Source organism: Mesorhizobium sp. ISC25 (assembly GCF_042295465.1).
Classification (GTDB): Bacteria; Pseudomonadota; Alphaproteobacteria; order Rhizobiales; family Rhizobiaceae; genus Mesorhizobium.
The window spans coordinates 377,244-395,322 of the sequence record NZ_CP135441.1 but is presented as its reverse complement, the minus strand read 5'-3'; the positions used below and the strand labels follow the sequence as shown (position 1 = coordinate 395,322).

Annotated in this window: 15 protein-coding genes; 7 read left to right on the top strand and 8 right to left on the bottom strand. The window is 62.6% G+C overall.

What is annotated here, in order from left to right:
* Positions 1 to 119 precede the first annotated feature (119 nt).
* The 3 genes from RQ479_RS02015 to RQ479_RS02005 form a co-directional block, all read right to left on the bottom strand.
* Complete coding sequence (locus RQ479_RS02015; RefSeq protein WP_376703938.1) at positions 120 to 887, bottom strand: N-acetylmuramoyl-L-alanine amidase; 768 nt, start codon at positions 885 to 887, stop codon at positions 120 to 122.
* Positions 884 to 1,603, bottom strand: a complete 720-nt coding sequence (locus RQ479_RS02010) for a DnaJ family molecular chaperone (protein ID WP_352453144.1) — start codon at positions 1,601 to 1,603, stop codon at positions 884 to 886. Before RQ479_RS02010 ends, RQ479_RS02015 begins: the two co-directional genes overlap by 4 nt.
* A gap of 248 nt (positions 1,604 to 1,851) precedes the next feature.
* Positions 1,852 to 2,058, bottom strand: coding sequence for a hypothetical protein (locus RQ479_RS02005; RefSeq protein ID WP_023676780.1), 207 nt, complete (start codon positions 2,056 to 2,058; stop codon positions 1,852 to 1,854).
* 172 nt (positions 2,059 to 2,230) lie between these two features.
* Here RQ479_RS02005 and RQ479_RS02000 point away from each other — a divergent pair, with 172 nt between their 5' ends.
* From RQ479_RS02000 to RQ479_RS01990, 3 genes are read left to right on the top strand one after another with little or no spacing between them, the layout of a single operon-like run.
* A complete protein-coding gene (locus tag RQ479_RS02000; protein WP_376706078.1) occupies positions 2,231 to 6,106 on the top strand; it encodes a hydantoinase B/oxoprolinase family protein in 3,876 nt (1,291 codons plus the stop codon).
* Between the two features lie 31 nt (positions 6,107 to 6,137).
* The gene (locus RQ479_RS01995; protein ID WP_352516833.1) at positions 6,138 to 7,436 is read left to right on the top strand and encodes a DUF3419 family protein; all 1,299 of its coding nucleotides are present in this window, start codon (positions 6,138 to 6,140) and stop codon (positions 7,434 to 7,436) included.
* Positions 7,433 to 8,098: a class I SAM-dependent methyltransferase gene (locus RQ479_RS01990; protein WP_376703937.1), complete on the top strand. Its 666-nt coding sequence runs from the start codon at positions 7,433 to 7,435 to the stop codon at positions 8,096 to 8,098. Before RQ479_RS01995 ends, RQ479_RS01990 begins: the two co-directional genes overlap by 4 nt.
* Before the next feature lie 145 nt (positions 8,099 to 8,243).
* Here RQ479_RS01990 and RQ479_RS01985 read toward each other — a convergent pair whose 3' ends face one another.
* Entirely contained in the window at positions 8,244 to 9,629 is a 1,386-nt protein-coding gene (locus RQ479_RS01985) for a serine hydrolase domain-containing protein (protein WP_376703936.1), read from the bottom strand.
* A gap of 405 nt (positions 9,630 to 10,034) precedes the next feature.
* Between RQ479_RS01985 and RQ479_RS01980 the strand changes: the two genes are divergently transcribed.
* A complete protein-coding gene (locus RQ479_RS01980; protein WP_376703935.1) occupies positions 10,035 to 10,832 on the top strand; it encodes a GH25 family lysozyme in 798 nt (265 codons plus the stop codon).
* An 80-nt stretch (positions 10,833 to 10,912) separates the two neighbouring features.
* Positions 10,913 to 12,085, top strand: coding sequence for a lytic murein transglycosylase (locus RQ479_RS01975; RefSeq protein WP_376703934.1), 1,173 nt, complete (start codon positions 10,913 to 10,915; stop codon positions 12,083 to 12,085).
* 87 nt (positions 12,086 to 12,172) lie between these two features.
* Here the strand turns inward: RQ479_RS01975 and RQ479_RS01970 are convergent, their stop codons facing one another.
* Complete coding sequence (locus RQ479_RS01970) at positions 12,173 to 13,066, bottom strand: LysR family transcriptional regulator (protein ID WP_376703933.1); 894 nt, start codon at positions 13,064 to 13,066, stop codon at positions 12,173 to 12,175.
* A 123-nt stretch (positions 13,067 to 13,189) separates the two neighbouring features.
* Between RQ479_RS01970 and RQ479_RS01965 the strand changes: the two genes are divergently transcribed.
* Positions 13,190 to 13,921, top strand: a complete 732-nt coding sequence (locus RQ479_RS01965) for an SDR family oxidoreductase (RefSeq protein WP_352516837.1) — start codon at positions 13,190 to 13,192, stop codon at positions 13,919 to 13,921.
* A 115-nt stretch (positions 13,922 to 14,036) separates the two neighbouring features.
* Here the strand turns inward: RQ479_RS01965 and RQ479_RS01960 are convergent, their stop codons facing one another.
* Entirely contained in the window at positions 14,037 to 15,257 is a 1,221-nt protein-coding gene (locus tag RQ479_RS01960) for an alanine racemase (protein WP_376703932.1), read from the bottom strand.
* Between the two features lie 224 nt (positions 15,258 to 15,481).
* On the opposite strand from RQ479_RS01960, the gene RQ479_RS01955 reads away from it, so the two are divergent.
* Entirely contained in the window at positions 15,482 to 16,399 is a 918-nt protein-coding gene (locus RQ479_RS01955) for a DMT family transporter (protein WP_023721224.1), read from the top strand.
* A gap of 8 nt (positions 16,400 to 16,407) precedes the next feature.
* Here the strand turns inward: RQ479_RS01955 and RQ479_RS01950 are convergent, their stop codons facing one another.
* Complete coding sequence (locus RQ479_RS01950; RefSeq protein ID WP_352516839.1) at positions 16,408 to 17,097, bottom strand: RES family NAD+ phosphorylase; 690 nt, start codon at positions 17,095 to 17,097, stop codon at positions 16,408 to 16,410.
* Positions 17,098 to 17,529, bottom strand: coding sequence for an antitoxin Xre-like helix-turn-helix domain-containing protein (locus RQ479_RS01945; protein ID WP_376703931.1), 432 nt, complete (start codon positions 17,527 to 17,529; stop codon positions 17,098 to 17,100).
* Positions 17,530 to 18,079 lie beyond the last annotated feature (550 nt).

Below are 18,079 nucleotides of genomic sequence, written 5' to 3'. Positions count from 1 at the left end.
TCTGGGGGGATAGAGGTCCGACAATCTGTACGGATCGCCTTTGACGACCGAATTGGCGCCAAAGAAGGCGAGGCAAGTCACTTTGGGTAACAGATTGTAACTTTGAAGCTTGGGAAAGACTATTTGAGAGTGGCTATCCTTGCGGAAGCGAGCAGCCTTTCCAGCGTGCGGATCGTCGATCCGTCAGCCATGCCATCGACCAGGCGCTGCCGGAAATGCCGCTGAAATGCCTCGACCACGATTTCGGTCTGCCGGTCGAAAGCGCCGGTGATCTCGACGCCATAGCCATAGAGCGCCAGCATCGACTGCAGCGCCTCGACCTCGGCGCCGGTATCGCCTGGCTTCAGCACGGCGCCACGCCGGATCGGTGCTGCCGACACAACATGGCCGACACCGGCGGCAAACAAGGCTTTCCATGGAAATTTCTCGCCCGGATCGACCTTGCGCCCCGGTGCCACGTCGGAATGGGCGAGCACCCGCTGCGCCGGAATGGAATGGCGCTCGACGATGCCGGCGCACAGGCCGATCACCGCGTCGATCTGCGGTTTTGGAAAGTTGCGATAGCCGAGCGTATGCCCCGGATTGACGATCTCGATGCCGATCGAGCAGGAGTTGACGTCGCTCTGTCCGAACCATGAGCTCTTGCCGGCATGCCAGGCGCGGTCGCTTTCCCTTACCATCTGAACAATGCGGCCGTCCTCATGGACCAGATAGTGCGACGAGACCTCGCTTGCCGGATCGCACAACCATTCCTCGGCACCGGCGCCGGTTGCCATGCCGGTGTAGTGCAGCACGATCATATCGGGTCTAAGCGTGCTGCGCCGTGGTCCGAAATTCGGCGATACCCTGACCTCGGCGCTCGGCTCGTCGGGCGGAAAGCCGCTCATGCGTGCCGCAGGCCTCGCTCGATCATCTCATAGGCCGCGTTGATCGCCGCCAGCCTGGTCGTCGCGATCTTGATGAATTCCTGCGGCAGGCCGCGTGCGATCAGCCGGTCCGGATGATTGTCGGAGACCAGCTTGCGGTAGCGCCTGCGGACCTCCTCGAACGGCTTCCCACGCTCGATGCCGAGCACAACATAAGGATCGGCGGCACCCAGATCGACATGCCGCGCCAGGATGCTCTGGTAATGCGCCTCATCGATTCGGAAGATCTCGGCGATGCGATGCAGGAATTGGCCCTCGCGCTCATGCACCAGCCCGTCGGCCTTGGCGATGTGGAACAGCCCGTCGAGTATGTCCTCCAGCATCAGGCAATTCGAATGGCCCGAACCGCAAAGCTGCGCCATCCGCTCGGCATAGGTTTCGAAGCCGGCAATGTCGCGTTTGGCCAAATCGTAGAGCCGCGCCACATTGCGCCTCTGTTCCTTCGGCACCTCGAATATTTCCTGGAAGGCGCGCACCTCGTCTTGCGTGACTATGCCGTCTGCCTTGGCCATCTTGGCCGACAGGGCGATCATCGCCACCGAGAAGGCGACACGCCGGCGCAGATCGGCATCGCCGGAGAAAACCGTGCGCACGGCCTCGACCACTTCGGCGACGCCTGACGACGCTGAAGATGAAACGCGTGTGACGAAGTCTCCAAGGCGGTCCCAAATCGACATGGGGGCTTCATAGGGCCAACCACCCATCGCTATCAAGCCAAGACAGTGCCGCAGGGGCTGGCCCAATCGATTTGGCGAATGCCTAAGGCGGCCGGTTTGCTAGTGCTTACCCATGGAAATCGGCAGACGGAAGCCGCTGCGCGCAAACCCGCGTCGTCGCACTCGGCCACAATGCGCGGGTATCGTAAGCAGCAGAAAGGCCGGCGTGTGAGGCCGGCCTTTCTTGGTTGTCACATTGACTACTGCGACTACTGCGCGGGGGCAGCCGGCGCAGGCGCAGGCGCCGGAGCCGGCTCGGCAGGCTTGTTTGCGTCAGGAGCAGCCGGCTTCATCGTCTGGTCGGATGCCGGCGGGTTGGTGCTCTGCGTCGTGGTGTTATCGGTGCCGCTGTTGCTGCAGGCGGCAAGGCCAAGCAACGCAAGCGCCGACACCGACGCAAGAATGAGTTTCTTCATGATATCTCTCCTCTAATCACGCCACCGTTACCGGCGACGATCGAGGGCACAATGCATCAGCTCATGATGAGTTTCGTAACGTTGCATTTCCGCGTGTAACATCAAGCGCTTGGCCGTACAAAGCATTGAGCACTAACAGGATGCATAAATGAAAATGCCCGGAGGCGCTGCCATGACCGCAAAATGGGATTTCTGGATCGACCGCGGTGGTACCTTCACCGACGTCATCGGCCGGGACCCGGAAGGCGGGCTGCATCCCAGGAAACTCCTTTCGGAAAATCCCGAAGCCTATGCCGACGCTGCCATCCAGGGCATTCGCGAACTGCTCGGCGTCCAGCCCGGCGCCCCAATCCCCTCCGCGCTGATCGGCGATGTCAAAATGGGCACCACGGTCGCCACCAATGCGCTTCTCGAGCGCAAGGGCGACCGCGTGCTGCTGCTCATCACCAAAGGCTTCCGCGATGCGCTGAGGATTGCCTACCAGGCCAGGCCCGATATCTTTGCCAAGCAGATCATCCTTCCCGAACAGCTCTACGAGCGTGTCGTCGAAATCGACGAAAGGGTTCGCGCCGACGGCAGTGTCGAGCGCCTGCTCGACATTGCTTCCGTACGCCCGGCTATTGAGCAAGCCAAGGCTGACGGTATCGATGCGGTCGCGATCGTCTTCATGCATGCCTGGAAACATCCCGATCACGAAAAGGCGGTCGCCAAAGTCTGTCGAAAGCTCGGATTCTCGCAGGTCTCGGTCAGTCACGAGGTCTCGCCGCTGATCAAGCTGGTCGGCCGCGGCGACACCACGGTGGTCGACGCCTATCTGTCGCCGATCCTGGCAAGGTATGTGCAGAAGGTGGCGGAGGAACTGGGTGCCGCGCCAATCTCCCCCCTTGTGGGGGAGATGTCGGCGAAGCCGACAGAGGGGGTCATCTCAGAAGGCACCGCCAGAGCGTCGAACCCAGTCGAGCCGACCCCACCCGGCGGCTTCGCCGCCACCCTCCCCTCAAGGGGGAGGGAAAGCCCTCGCCTCATGTTCATGATGTCGTCGGGCGGCCTCACCGCCGCCGACATGTTCCAAGGCAAGGACGCGCTGTTGTCCGGCCCGGCCGGCGGTGTCGTCGGCATGGTCGAGACGGCAAAACTCGCCGGTTTCGGCAAGGTCATCGGCTTCGACATGGGCGGCACCTCCACCGATGTCGCGCACTATGATGGCGACTACGAGCGCGCCTTCGACACCGAGGTCGCCGGCGTGCGCATCCGCGCGCCGATGATGCGCATCCACACCGTTGCTGCAGGCGGCGGCTCGATCCTGCATTATGAGGCCGGCCGCTTTCGCGCCGGGCCGGATTCGGCCGGCGCCAATCCCGGCCCGGCCGCCTATAGGCGCGGCGGCCCGTTGGCCGTCACCGACGCCAATGTCATGCTGGGCAAGCTGCAGCCCGAGTTCTTCCCGGCTATTTTCGGACCGGGCCAGGACGAACCGCTCGACGTGCAGACGGTTCGCGAAAAATTCGCCGCACTTGCCGCCGAGATCGGCGACGGCCGCTCGCCGGAAACCGTCGCCGAAGGGTTCATCACCATCGCCGTCGAAAACATGGCCAACGCCATCAAGAAGATTTCTGTGCAGCGCGGCTACGACGTCACCGAATACCTCCTGAACTGTTTCGGCGGCGCCGGCGGCCAGCACGCTTGCCTGGTCGCCGATGCGCTCGGCATGGAGGCGGTGCTGATCCATCCGTTCTCTGGCCTGCTGTCGGCCTATGGCATCGGACTATCCTCGGTGTTTGCGTCACGCCAGCAAGCGCTGCTGAAGCCGCTGGTGGAGGACGCCGGGGCGGCGATCGATGAACTCATCGCAACGCTGCGCAAAGCCGTCATCGACGAACTCGCCGCACAGGGCATCACCGAAGACGCGGTCGCCTCGAGACCGGTGCTGCAGATCCGCTATGACGGCACCGATACCGCGCTGCCCGTGAACTTCGAGCATGGCTCGATCGCGCAGGCTAAGGCGGACTTCGAACTGGCGCACAAGGCGCAGTTCGGTTTCGTCTACGACGACAAGCCGATGATCGTCGAATCGATCGGCGTCGAGGGTACCGATACCGGCGGCACCGGCCGCGACGAAAGCGATTCAGTTGTTGAAGACATGGCCGCAAGTCCTTCCGGGACTCGGAAAATCTTTGTCGACGGCGTCTGGCGCGACGCCGGCATCTTCCCTCGCGAGACGCTGAAGCCCGGTAACAAGATCGCCGGCCCCGCTTTGATCATCGAGCCGAACCAGACCGTTGTCGTCGAGCCGGGCTGGCAGGCCGAGATCACCGCCAAGGACCACGTATTGATGCGGCGCGTCGAGAAGAAGCGCCGGCAGGCCGCACTCGGCACCGAAGCCGATCCGGTGATGCTGGAGGTATTCAACAATCTGTTCATGTCGATCGCCGAGCAGATGGGTGTGACGCTGCAGAACACCGCCTATTCCGTCAACATCAAGGAGCGGCTCGATTTCTCCTGCGCGGTTTTCGACCGGGATGGCGCGCTGGTCGCCAATGCACCGCATATGCCGGTGCATCTCGGCTCGATGGACCGCTCGGTGGAGACCATCATCCGGCTCAACTCCGGCGACATCCATCCCGGCGACGTCTTTGCCCTCAACGCCCCTTACAATGGCGGCACGCATCTGCCTGATATTACAGTGGTGACGCCGGTGTTTTCCCTGCCCCTTGAGGGGAGGGTGGCCGCGAAGCGGCCGGGTGGGGTCCTCTCAGAAGTCACCACAAGTGCGTCGAGCACTGCCGCAACGACCCCCTCCGGCGGCTTCGCCGCCACCTCCCCCTCGAGGGGGGAGGAGATCCTCTTCTACGTCGCCTCGCGTGGCCACCATGCCGACATTGGCGGCACCGCGCCTGGCTCGATGACGCCGCTTGCCACTACCGTCGACGAGGAAGGCGTGCTGTTCGATAATTTCCGCATCGTCGATCGCGGCCGGTTCCGCGAGAAGGACCTGGAGACGCTGCTCACCAACCACCCCTACCCGGCGCGCAATCCGCACCAGAACATCGCCGACCTCAAGGCGCAGATCGCCGCGAACGAAAAGGGCGTCGCCGAACTGCGCAAGATGGTCGCGCATTTCGGTCTCGATGTGGTCGAAGCGTATATGGGTCACGTCCAGGATAATGCCGCCGAAAGCGTGCGCCGCGTTCTGGAGCGGCTGCCCGACAGTTCCGAATACGAATATCCGACCGACACCGGACAAATGATCAAGGTGAAGATATCGGTCGACCGGCGGAAGCGCGAAGCGACTGTCGATTTCACCGGGACGTCGCGGGTGATGAAGAACAATTTCAATGCGCCGGAGCCAGTCGCCCGAGCCGCTGTGCTTTATGCCTTCCGCGTCATGGTCGAAGACAACATCCCGATGAATGCCGGATGTCTGCGGCCGATCAATATCATCATTCCCGACGGCTCGATGCTGAAGCCCGCCTATCCCGCGGCGGTCGTCGCCGGTAATGTCGAGACCTCGCAGCATGTCACCAACGCGCTGTTCGGGGCGATGGGGGCGATGGCCAATGCGCAAGGCACGATGAACAACCTCACCTTCGGCAACAAGCAGTACCAGTATTACGAGACGATCTGCTCGGGCTCGCCGGCCGGCCGGATGAACGACGGCCGCGGCTTTGCCGGCACCTCCGGCGTCCACACCCATATGACCAATTCGCGCCTGACCGATCCGGAAGTGCTGGAACTGCGTTTCCCGGTATTGCTCGAGGATTTTCATATCCGCGAAGGCTCCGGCGGCAAAGGCAAATGGAATGCCGGCGACGGCACCAAGCGCACCATCCGCTTCCTCGAAAAGATGGAATGCGCGATCCTGTCCTCGCATCGCAACGGCCCGCCGCAGGGGCTGGACGGAGGCGGCGATGGCGAGGTCGGCTCGACCAAGGTCCGCCGCAAGACCGGCGCGATCGAGACGCTGAAAGCCTGCGATCAGACCATCCTCGACGCCGGCGAGGCGGTCATCGTGACGACGCCGACCCCGGGTGGATTTGGCAAGGCCTGAACTCGCGTCAACAGGCTGTCACTGGCCTGTCATGACCCTGCGCTACCCGCTTGCGGCAAAGCAAACGGGGAATCGCCTTGCCATGACGGACATTTCTGGGGAACTGGTTTTTCGCCGCGGCAAGGAAGTCGGCAAGGCCGTCTACCAGAACCGCCCGCTGTCGAAAGCCGGAATCTCCGAACGCTTGTTCGCCTTCCTGTTCTCCGGCCTTGTCTACCCGCAGATCTGGGAAGACCCTGAAATCGACATGGACGCGATGCAGCTCGGGACGGGCCACCGCATCGTCACCATTGCGTCTGGCGGCTGTAACATCCTCGCCTATCTCACCCGGTCGCCGGAAAGGATCGATGCCGTCGACCTCAACGCCGCGCATATCGCGCTGAACCGCATGAAGCTCGAAGCCGTCCGTCACCTGCCGTCGCAGGGCGACCTGTTCCGTTTCTTCGGCGCGGCTGAGACCGGGCACAATTCACAGGCCTACGACCGCTTCATCGCGCCGCATCTCGACCCGGTCAGCCGCCATTATTGGGAGCGCCGCAACTGGCGCGGCCGTCGCCGCATCGCCGTATTCGACCGCAATTTCTACCAGACCGGCCTGCTTGGCCTGTTCATTGCGATGGGCCATCGCACCGCAAAATTCTTCGGCGTCGACCCGGCCGGCATCATGGACGCCAAGAGCATCGCCGATCAGCGCCGCTTCTTCGACGAGGAGCTGGCGCCAGTCTTCGAAAAACCGCTGCTGAAATGGGCGACATCGCGAAAGGCTTCGCTGTTCGGCCTCGGCATTCCGCCGGCCCAGTACGATTCGCTGATCACCTCGGGTGACGGCACCATGGCCAGCGTGCTGAAGGCACGACTGGAAAAGCTCGCCTGCGATTTTCCGCTGAAGACCAACTATTTCGCCTGGCAGGCTTTTGCCCGCCGCTACCCCAACCCGGGCGAGGCCGCCCTGCCCGCCTATCTCGAAAAGCGCAACTACAAGACGATCCGCAACAACGTCGATCGCGTCGCCATCCACCACGCCAATCTGATCGAGTTCCTTGCCGGCAAGGATGCCGGTTCCGTCGACCGCTTCGTGCTGCTCGACGCACAGGACTGGATGACCGACGACCAGCTCAACGGGTTGTGGGCCGAGATCACCCGAACCGCCTCCACCGGCGCCCGCGTCATCTTCCGCACCGCAGCGGAACCCAGCCTGCTGCCCGGCCGCGTCTCGAATTCGCTGCTCGACCAGTGGCGCTACGAGAACGACGCCTCGCGCGAGTTTTCGGCCCGCGACCGCTCGGCCATCTATGGCGGCTTCCATCTCTACGTGAAGCAGGGCGCATGAGCGCGACCGAATTGCCGGCCAGCCATGCCGAGCTGATGGACGGCGTCTATCGTTGGCAGCGCCACATCTACGACCTGACCCGCAAATACTATTTGCTCGGCCGCGACCGGCTTATCGCCGAACTGGATGTGCCGGCCGGCGGCACCGTGCTCGAGCTCGGCTGCGGCACCGGCCGCAACATCATCCTCGCCGCCCGCCGCTATCCCGGCGCCCGCTTCTTCGGCCTCGATATTTCGGCCGAGATGCTGGAGACGGCCACTGCCGCCCTCGCTCGCGAAGGCCTCTCCGGCCGCGTCACGCTGGCGCGCGGCGATGCCACGGATTTCGACGCGACGGCGTTGTTCGGCGTCGAAAGTTTCGACCGCGTCTTTGTCTCGTATTCGCTGTCGATGATACCCGGCTGGGAGAAGACGGTATCCGCGGCACTTGCAGCCCTGTCACCGGGCGGCTCGCTGCATGTCGTCGATTTTGGCCAGCAGGAAGCCTTGCCCGGCTGGTTCCGCGCGCTGTTGCGCGGCTGGCTGAAAAAATTCCATGTCGAGCCACGTCAATCGCTGCGCGCGGTTCTGGATTCGGAATCTGCAAGAGTTGGCGCAAGCTTCCGTTTCCAAACGCTTTATCGCGGCTATGCCTGGCTCGCTGTGGTCGGACCAGGTCGATAGCCAGGATGTGTTGAGATTCAGGTCAGGCCGAGTCGAAAACGGTGGGTTCCGAGAACCGGAGCGGAGCGTACTTTTGGGTACGTGAGCACCGGAAGCGCAGGAAACCGCCGTTTGCAGGCCGGCATCACCTGAATATCGATACAGCCTAATGCAGCGCCTTGACCAGCGCCGCTACCATCGCCTGCGGCCGGTAGCCGAGCCTGGCCGGCGTCAGCCCGAGCCGCAACACAACCAGCTGCTCCGAGGGGACGATGGCGACCGTTTGTCCGTCATGCCCCTCCATCCAGTAGGTGTCCTTGGGCAGGCCGACGGCAATGCCGGCGCCGGGGTTTTCCTCGTCGCCCGGCCCTTCGATCCATAATTGTCCCTTGCCGTAGACCTTCGAGGCAGTTGCCGGTTCCCGCATCCAGTCGACGAAGCCGGCGGGCAGGATCGCTTTGCCGTTCCAGACGCCGCCCTGCAGCAGGAACTGGCCGAAGCGCGCCCAGTCGCGTGCCGTGGCATAGAGATAGGATGAGCCGACGAAGGTGCCGTTCTCGTCGGCCTCAAGCACAGCGCTGTGCATGCCGAGCGGATCGAATAGCGCGGTTCTCGGCCAGGCCAGTGCCTTGTCCTTGTCCTTGTCGCCGATTGCGTCCTGCCACAATCGGGACAGCATCACCGCCGTGCCGCTCGAATAGGAAAACACCTTGCCGACCTCGCCGGTCAGCGGCTTGGAGCCGGCAAAGCCCGCCATGTCCGGTTCGAGATAGAGCATCCGCGTTACATCGGCAACGTCGCCATAATCTTCGTTGAATTCCAGCCCGCTCGACATCGCCAACATGTCGGCGAGGCTGATCATGGCGCGGCCATCTCCCTTCCAGGGACCGAACAGGCCCTGGTTGGTCATCGCCAGCTTGCCGTCCTTCACCAGCGTGCCGACGATCGCCGCATTTACCGTCTTGGTCATCGACCAGCCCAATAGCGGCGTCTTTTCGGAAAAGCCGTCGCCATAACGCTCAGCGACGATGCGGCCGTTCTTGACCACCACGACCGCCCGCATGCCGGCGCCGGTCATTGCTGGATCGTCGAGGACTTTCGCGACCTCGGGATCCTGCGAGGCATCGGCCTTGTCGCCCTCCGGCCAGATCGCATCGGGCGCCGGCGCCGGCGTCGGTACAGCTCCGGCGACAGCCTTGGCGGCGGCAATATCGCCGTCGGGAACCGATGCGCAGCCGAGCCCGTCGCGCACAACCGCGACACTTTTGCCGAGCACACCGAACAGGCCGGCCGAAACCGTTCCCTTCTCCTTGTCGACCGACACTCTCATCAGCTTAAGCAGCGGATGACCCGGCGCCTGCACATCGACGGCAAGCACGTCGTCGGCGTCTCGCCCGGCGATGAAGACGTTCGAACAGACGATCTTGGCCGCATAGCCGGAACCGACGCGGATCAGTTCCGGCGGCGCAAAATACAGCCAGCCGGCGAGTACCGCGGCGGCCAGCACAGCCAGGCCGAGCAGCCATTTGACGAACTTCAAAAGGATCTGCATTTTGAGTCCCCCCGGCGCGCTCGATCTATGTCATCGATTTGCCGCCATTGTTTCGGCAAAATCGCGGCTCTTGTCGAGCGCCGTCAACCGAATATCAACCATGATCGGCGATCACAGGTGCATGTCGCCTAAAAGTGCGCAGCGGTTTTGGGACAACGACATGCATAGACAGAGAGCTAAGCGCGTCGAAGCGACGCGCTTAGGACAGACCGGGCGATCCTGTGGGGTGACCGTCCGGCGGGGCTTTAATGCATGCGTCCCAAAACCGCGCAACGGTTTGGGAACGCATGAAACGAAGATCAAGGCGCGTCGCGTAAGTCGGTTTCAGACACGCCGCGCCCGGTCGAGGGGCCACCCGCGGAAAGACCCATCAGCGGCCGGCTGAAACCGGCTCGGGAAGTAGCGATGCGCCGTTTCGCGGTCCTCATCACGCTGATGCTGCTTGGTGCCTGCTCGACGGTCGAGGATCTGACGCCATCGCTGTCGTCATCCAGCGCCCCGACGGTTGCGGTACGCGCGCCGCGTTTTGCCGATTCCGACCCGCATGAATGGGACAGCGGCGCACCGTGGAGCTATGCCGTCCACGGCACCGACGTCTCCAAATACCAGGCCTCGATCGACTGGCCGGCGGCCAGGGCCAGCGGCATCTCTTTCGCCTTCATCAAGGCAACCGAAGGCGGAGACCGGTTCGATGAAGCTTTCAACGAGCATTGGAGCCGCACCAAGGCCTCAGGCGTCCCCCGCGCCGCCTATCATTTCTTCTACTTTTGCACGCCCGCCGCTACCCAGGCGCGCTGGTTCATCCAGAACGTGCCCAAAGACAGTTCGGCGATGCCGCCGGTTCTCGACATGGAATGGAACCCGAAATCGCCGACCTGCAAGCTGCGGCCCGATCCCGCCACGGTACGCAGCGAGATGAGCACATTCCTCGAAATCGTCGAAAAACACTACGGCAAGAAGCCGATCATCTACACGTCGGTCGACTTCTTCGAAGATAATGGTTTATCGGGCTTCCCCGGCTACCCCTACTGGCTGCGCTCCGTCGCCGGGCATCCGCGCCAGAAATACGGCAGCCATCCCTTCACATTCTGGCAGTATACCGGAACGGGCGTCGTACCGGGCATGGCCGGAAACGCCGACATCAACGTCTTCAACGGCTCCGAAGCCGCGTGGAAGAAGTGGTTGCGGCAGAACACCCGTTGACACCAGGCCTGCCGCCTGCTTTTCGACACAGCCAATGACGAATGCCCGCAACCGCTGGTAATCTTCTCGGAAGGATGGCGATGCGATCGCGCTTTGGATTTCTCGCGGCGCTGCTCCTGACCGCCGTGCCGGCCGCGGCACAGCAATGCGGCGGCGATTTCGAGGCATGGAAGCAGGGCGTGGCGGCGGAGGCCAGGGCGGCCGGCGTCGGCGCTGCCGGCCTTGATGCGCTGGAAAACGCCACCCTCGATGAGAAGGCATTGGCACGCGACCGCGCCCAGGGCGTCTTCACCCAGACCTTCATCGAATTCTCGAACCGCATGATCTCGTCGCATCGACTGAAGCAAGGTGCGGCCAATCTGCAAAAGTATGCCGAGATCTTTGCCCGCGCCGATCGCGAATTCGGCGTGCAGGCGCCGGTCATCGCCGCTTTCTGGGCCCTGGAAACCGATTTTGGCGCCGTGCAAGGCGATTTCCACACACTGAACGCGCTGGTCAGCCTCTCGCATGACTGCCGCCGCCCGCAGTTGTTCCGGCCGCAGATCGTGCCGCTGCTGATGCTGATCGATCGCGGCGTGGTGCCGGCCGACGTGACCGGTGCCTGGGCCGGCGAGATCGGCCAGACGCAGATGTTGCCTTCCGACTATCTCGGCCATGGCGTGGACGGCGACGGCAATGGCCTGGTCGACCTGCGCGGCAGCGCGCCTGATGTGATCATGAGCACGGCCAGCAAGATCCAGTCGCGCGGCTGGAAGCGCGACCAGCCCTGGATCGAGGAAGTCCGTGTGCCCGACGATTTGCCGTGGGAGCAGACGGGACGCACCAACAAGCTGCCGTTGATGCAATGGACCCAGTGGGGCGTTACCAGGCCCGACGGTACGCCCCTTCTCGACAACGGCCTGAAGGCCGGCCTGGCGCTGCCCATGGGTCGCAAGGGGCCAGCCTTCCTGACCTACGACAATTTCGACGTCTATCTCGAGTGGAACCAATCCTTCACCTATGCCCTGACCGCGGCAAATCTTGCCGCCCGGCTGGGGGGCGCGCCGCGATTCGATCCGCGCAACCCCGAACCCGGCCTCAACGGCGACCAGATGAAGGCGCTACAGATCAAGCTCGAGGCGAAAGGCTATGACGTCGGCACCGTCGACGGCATCCTGGGCACCAACACCCGCGAAGCGATCCGCAAGGAGCAGATGCGGCTGGGCCTGCCGGTCGACGGCTGGCCGACGCCGGAGCTGCTGGCGAGGCTGTGAGGGCGGTGAATGGTGAAAAGAATAGCACCGGAGCCGCACTGAGCACCAGAGCTACTACTATTCACTATTCACTATTCACTATTCACATCACCGCCTGGCAAGCAAGAAATCGATGAAGGCTCGCAGCGGCGCGGGAACCTGCCGGGAACTTGCGTGATATAGATAAAAACCCGGAAATCTCGGTGACCAGGCTTCGAGAAAGCGGATGAGCTTTCCCGCTTCGATCCACGGCCGGACCTGGTATTCCAGCATGTACGCCACGCCGACCCCATCCAGAACCGCCCCGATCATCAGGTCCGTATCGTTGACCGTCAGGCCACCGCTGACGGCCACTTCCAGGGCACGTTGGCCTCGGGCGAACTCCCACCGGTAGAGATTGCCGCCGCTCGGCCACTGGAAATTGATGCACTGGTGCTGATGCAGGTCCGCGGGGTGACGGGGTATCGGGTGATGCTGCAGATAGCTCGGCGCCGCCACTGCAGCCATCTCGAGCTCCTCGCTGAGCTTCACCGCCACCATATCCTTGTGCAGCCGCTCACCCAGTCTGATTCCGGCATCGAAGCGGCCCTCGACGATGTCGGTGAGCATGTCGTCGACAATGATTGTGAGGGCGATATCGGGATAGGCGCGGCGGAAATCGCCGAGGATCGGCGCGATGAAACGCGTGGCGGCGATGCGCGGAACATTGATGCGCAGCGAGCCTGCTGGCCGGCCACGTGATGCATGCGCGTCCGCGACGGCGCCTTCCAGTTCGCCGAATGCCGGTGCGATGCGGACAAACAGCTTCTCGCCCTCAGCGGTCGGCGACATGCTGCGCGTGGTGCGGTTAAGCAGGCGGACACCGAGACGCTCTTCCAGCCCACGTATCGTCTGGCTGAGTGCTGGAGGCGAAATCCTGAGCTTGGCCGCGGCGCGGACAAAGCTTCCCTCTTCGATGATTGCTGCAAATGCCGTGAGTTCGGAAAACTCGCTTCCTCGCATTATGTACCTCAGGCTTAACAAGTCAGTTAGATAATAGGCTATTCTCTGAGCAATAGCATGGCCCTAGCTTTTCCCCGGAACGCCGCTCGATCGAGGCGGCCGTAGTCAGACGAAGGAACAGCCATGCATCGTCCACTTGAAGGCAAGACCGCACTTGTGACCGGCAGTTCGCGCGGCATCGGACGCGCCATAGCAGAGGGCCTCGCAGCCAAGGGTGCTGCCGTGGTCGTCAACTATGTCGGCAACAAGAAAGCCGCCAGGGAAGTCGTTGCCGCCATTGAAGGGAATGGCGGAAAAGCCGTCGCCATCCAGGCGGACGTCTCCAGCATCCCCGACATTCGCAGGTTGTTCGACGAAACCGAAAGACAGATGGGGCCGATTGACATCGTCGTCGCCAATGTCGGCGTCGCCGTCATAAAGCCGCTCGTCGAGGCCACCGAAGCGGACTTCGATCACGTCTTCGGCGCCAATGCCAAGGGCACCTTCTTCACGCTTCAGGAAGCGGCGCGCCGCGTTCGCGACGGTGGGCGCATCATTGCCGTCTCCACCGGTGGAACGAAGATGTTCTTCACGCAGACGGCGCTTTATCTCGGCAGCAAGGGAGCCGTCGAGCAGTTCGTCCGCGTCCTCTCGCGCGAACTCGGCCCGCGCGCCGTTACCGTGAATGCGCTTTCGCCAGGCTTCACCGACACCGACCTGCTTCCGGAGCGGGACCGGGCCGTGGCCGCCGGCATGTCGCCCTTCGGCCGGATCGGAGCACCGCGCGACGTCGCCGATGTCGCGGTTTTCCTAGCCTCGCACGAGGCTCGCTGGCTGACCGGCGAGAACATCCAGGCTGGCGGCGGAGTAGCCTGACGCGGGTGAATGGTGAATGGTGAATGGTGAATGGTGAATGGTGAATGGTGACGATTCACCGGAGCGGACGGAACGCAAGAACTACTTCCATTCACTATTCACCATTCACCATCAACTAATCCGCCATCGTCTCCAGGCTGGCAAACCCCTGCGGCGCATCGCCTTCGTCGAATGGCGTTGCCACCTCGACGAAAGTATCGGGATAGAAGCCGTTGAACCGTGTTCGGAGCGACAGCGAATAGGCGCCGATATGGCCGATCTCGATCCAGTCGCCGGTATCGACGGTCTCGGGCAGCCAGAACGGCCGCGACAATATATCGACGGAATCGCAGGTCGCGCCACAGACCTTGAACGGCACGATAGTCTTGTCCTCGCCATTGCGCGAGCGGATCGCGGGATCGGGGATGAAGCGCGCCGGCAGCGTGATCTTGCCGGTCCAGGAATCCGACAGCGACGCCCAGATGCCGTCATTGATGTAGAGCCTTTTGCCCTTGCGCAGCAGCACGCGCACGATCAGCGACAGGCAGCGCGCCACGATCACCCGGCCGGGCTCGGCCACCAACGGCATCTGGTCGAACTGGTACTCCTGGAGGTCGCCCGACAGCCGCGACATGATCTGGCCGAGCGACGGCATTTCAGGTTTGCGGCTGTTCGGATCGTGGCCGTATTCGGCGGGAAAGCCGCCGCCGACATCGAGCCCGGCAATGTCGAAACCGACGCGGTTGCGCACCCAGTCGGCGGAGGCTAGCGCCCGCTCATAGGTGTCGGGATCCTCGATCTGGCTGCCGACGTGAAAGCATAACCCGACCTTGTAGCCGGTCCGGTTCAGCCGTTCGGCGAGTTCCACCGCATTGGCCGGTCCGGCGCCGAACTTCTTCGACAGTTCGTAGGCCGCCGAGCCTTTCGTCTGGATGCGCACGAACACGGTGATCGCGCCCGCATCGATGTCGAGCGCCCGCACCACCCTGGTCAGCTTGGTGATTTCGTCCTCATGGTCGAGCGAAATGACGCGAATGGCGTACTTTTCCAGTGCCAGCCTGATGTCCGACTGCGCCTTGACCGGGTGCATGTAGAGCATCTCGGCGTCCGGCGAGACGGCGCGCACGGCAGCGAATTCGCCCGGCGAGGCCACATCGAAGGCGCTGACGCCGGCCTCGACCAGTGCGTTGAGCACGATCTGCTCGCCATTGGTCTTGACCGCATAGGCGGTCTTGCCGGGAAACATGCCCATGAACTGTTTGGCATCCGCCTTCAGCACCTGCGGGCGGAAGCAATAGATCGGATCGTCCGGGCGCAGCGCCAGCGCTGCCTCGCGGGCATTTTCGAATCGCTGCATGGACGAATCCCTTGACTGAGGCTGCGCACAATTAATCCAAGCTAGCGGCTAATGAAAACAATTCTATGTCTCGCCGCCCCGGCTTCGCGGCGCTACGCCTTTCTGTACGCCGGTTATGGGCGAGCTAGGCCATCGCTCAGGTTTCGGGTGGCCCTTGCGGCCGGATCGGGTATGGCGTGAACAGACGCCTGAAGAGCAAGGCATCTCGTCTGGGAGGACGACCAATGGCGATAGCTGCCACCACCACGATGCGCGGGCCGATGGTGCTCAAGGACTGGGCGCAGCTTCTGCTGCTCGGCGCCATCTGGGGCGGTTCGTTCTTCTTTGCCCGCATTGCGGTGGCGGAACTTCCTCCGCTGGTGCTGGTGCTGTTCCGCGTCACCATCGCGGCGGCGGCACTTCAGCTCTATCTTGCGGTTCGCGGCCCATCCTTTCGCCTCGCTTTGCCGCATGCCGGCCTGTTCTTCCTGCTGGCGCTCGCCAACAATGTCATCCCTTTCTCGCTGATCTTTGCCGGCCAGACCGAGCTTGGCGCCGGCGTCGCCTCGGTGCTCAATTCGACGACGCCGTTCTGGACGCTGATCCTCGCCAACGCCCTGACCAGCGACGAAAAGCTGTCCTGGAACAAGCTTGCCGGCATCGCCCTCGGTATCGCGGGAACGGCGGTGATGATCGGTCCCGGCCTCGTCGCCGGGCTCGGCGGCCCGGTCTGGGCGAAATTCGCGCTCATCGGAGCGTCACTATCCTATGCGGTTGCGCTGATGATTGCCCGCCGCTTCAAGGGTGTGCCGTCACCGGTCATTGCCACCGGACAATTGACTTGCTCGACCATCATCATGATCCCGGTCGTTCTGTTCACCTACGGGACCGCCAATCTGTTTTCGGCCTCGCCGCCGGTCTGGGCGGCGGTGCTGGCGCTGGCGCTGCTGTCGACCGCCTTCGCCTATATCCTCTATTTCAACCTTGTCGCCTCGGCCGGCGCCACCAACGCCTCGCTGGTCACGCTCATCGTGCCGGCCAGTGCCATCCTGCTCGGCTTCCTGTTCCTGGGCGAGCGGCTCGAACTGTTCGAATTGGGCGGCATGGCGCTGATTGCGCTTGGCCTCGTCACCATCGACGGTCGCCTGTTCGGGCGGCGTTAGAGATGGCGCTATATGGGCGTGATCGCGGGAACAGATGAACCCTGCCATTCCAGACGCCAGATACCGCCTTGCCGGAGATTCTGAACGAGATCTGGATGGAAGGCGACAAGGCAGGTCCCGCCAACATGTCTCACGGAAGGATAAACAAAACCGGTCGCGGCGTCTTGCTTGCGGAGTTGCTTCGCCAACGCCTGACCGGCAGGATAGGCTAAGGCAGTATCCGGATCGAGCACCGGGTCCTTGCTGAACTCAGCACCGCGCAGATCGTGAAACGAGCCAATGAAGTCGGCAACGAGCTCCGCATAGTCGGTGACGTTTTCGAATCGTTCGATCGCGGCAAGCTCGCGCGTCAGATGAAACGAGACCTCGCCGAGCGCGGTTTCTGCATCGAACGCACAGTACCAGGCGCCCCTGGCATCATCGTTGAAACGATTGCCGCCCGGACGGGTGTAAGCGAACGCCGCATTGATGAAGGTGTAGCCCGGCCTCCCGAAAACCAGTTCGCGCGGATCGAGGTCGGACAATCCCCCTTGCTGCGCCTGAAGGCGGCCGCTGGTGGCTCCTTCGAGCTCCGCAAGGTCCTCCAAATCTCCATGATTTCTGGCCAACGGCATCAGGACCGGCTCCTTGAGCCTGCCTGTCGAAATGAGCCGGATCGTGTCGCGCTGGGAAATGTCAGCGCGCGGCGGGATCTGCATTCAAAGTCCGCCGCGCAAAGCGTCGATGTGTTGGCGAACCTGCAGCAGCTTCGGAATGCCGCCCTCGATCATCACGTCCAGGGGGCGCCGGCCACCATAAAGAGGCCCTTTGTTCGGCAACCGCACCCATTCATCGGCAAGCCCTTCGGAAAACAGAAGCCGCAGTCCCTTGAAGATGCCGATCAGAGCACTGATGCGTGTCAGCGAATCCTGGGAGAGAACGCCCTCCCACTCGCCTTTCTTCATACGGAACCAGGTTCTCTCCGATACGTCTCCGATCAAGGTGCAGATCTCGGTGCTGGTCAGATGCCAGATGTCTGCGAGCCTGACGATGCCGGCAACAGCCGCTGGCGTGAGCCGCGCCCGCGCCGAGGCATCGGCCAGATCTGCCGGCAACGCCTGATTTGCAGGATCGCGAACCGCGACACTCATTCCAACCTCCATCACTTGGCAGACAATATACTGCCAATTGGCAGCATATTCAAGTCCGGGCTCACAACGCGCTGCTGGTTGCCCATCGCATTCGTGTAGCCTGCAGCACCCGGTTAGACGTGCAAAGGACGCTTCGAATCTTCGGTTCGGTGCGAAAATCGATTTTGATTTCTGCCGCGGTAGCGCTGCCATTCTCGTTACTGCCCCGGCTTTGCCACAAATTATTCACAGGTCCCGAGCCGGCTTTTGACAAAGAGTTTCAATGCCTAACGGCAAACGGCAGGTCGCAAATTCCACAATCTCGTCGCATTGCAGCAAAGTTTCTCCTTGCCTGTGGCACAAATGACCCTAGACTCTCGCCATAGCTCTTTAAGAGGAGGCTATGACATGGGACTGACGAGGCCGATCAACGCATTGATGATTTGTGCTGCGTTTGCATTCATCGGCGCCCTCATTATGGGCGTCCTTCCATAAGGCCGCTGAGCGGGGGAAGACCAGCACCGAATACTCCAAACCATTGAAAAGGCCGGGCATTTTGCCCGGCCTTTTG

Bases quoted from the DNA above. Each gene is read 5' to 3' on its own strand.
- RQ479_RS01995 (WP_352516833.1), top strand. From the start codon at position 6,138: ATGACCCTGCGCTACCCGCTTGCGGCAAAGCAAACGGGGAATCGCCTT.
- RQ479_RS02010 (WP_352453144.1), bottom strand. From the start codon at position 1,603: ATGTCGATTTGGGACCGCCTTGGAGACTTCGTCACACGCGTTTCATCT.
- RQ479_RS02015 (WP_376703938.1), bottom strand. From the start codon at position 887: ATGAGCGGCTTTCCGCCCGACGAGCCGAGCGCCGAGGTCAGGGTATCG.
- RQ479_RS01980 (WP_376703935.1), top strand. From the start codon at position 10,035: ATGCGCCGTTTCGCGGTCCTCATCACGCTGATGCTGCTTGGTGCCTGC.
- RQ479_RS01955 (WP_023721224.1), top strand. From the start codon at position 15,482: ATGGCGATAGCTGCCACCACCACGATGCGCGGGCCGATGGTGCTCAAG.
- RQ479_RS01985 (WP_376703936.1), bottom strand. From the start codon at position 9,629: ATGCAGATCCTTTTGAAGTTCGTCAAATGGCTGCTCGGCCTGGCTGTG.
- RQ479_RS02000 (WP_376706078.1), top strand. From the start codon at position 2,231: ATGACCGCAAAATGGGATTTCTGGATCGACCGCGGTGGTACCTTCACC.
- RQ479_RS01945 (WP_376703931.1), bottom strand. From the start codon at position 17,529: ATGAGTGTCGCGGTTCGCGATCCTGCAAATCAGGCGTTGCCGGCAGAT.
- RQ479_RS01975 (WP_376703934.1), top strand. From the start codon at position 10,913: ATGCGATCGCGCTTTGGATTTCTCGCGGCGCTGCTCCTGACCGCCGTG.
- RQ479_RS01970 (WP_376703933.1), bottom strand. From the start codon at position 13,066: ATGCGAGGAAGCGAGTTTTCCGAACTCACGGCATTTGCAGCAATCATC.
- RQ479_RS01990 (WP_376703937.1), top strand. From the start codon at position 7,433: ATGAGCGCGACCGAATTGCCGGCCAGCCATGCCGAGCTGATGGACGGC.
- RQ479_RS01965 (WP_352516837.1), top strand. From the start codon at position 13,190: ATGCATCGTCCACTTGAAGGCAAGACCGCACTTGTGACCGGCAGTTCG.
- RQ479_RS01950 (WP_352516839.1), bottom strand. From the start codon at position 17,097: ATGCAGATCCCGCCGCGCGCTGACATTTCCCAGCGCGACACGATCCGG.
- RQ479_RS02005 (WP_023676780.1), bottom strand. From the start codon at position 2,058: ATGAAGAAACTCATTCTTGCGTCGGTGTCGGCGCTTGCGTTGCTTGGC.
- RQ479_RS01960 (WP_376703932.1), bottom strand. From the start codon at position 15,257: ATGCAGCGATTCGAAAATGCCCGCGAGGCAGCGCTGGCGCTGCGCCCG.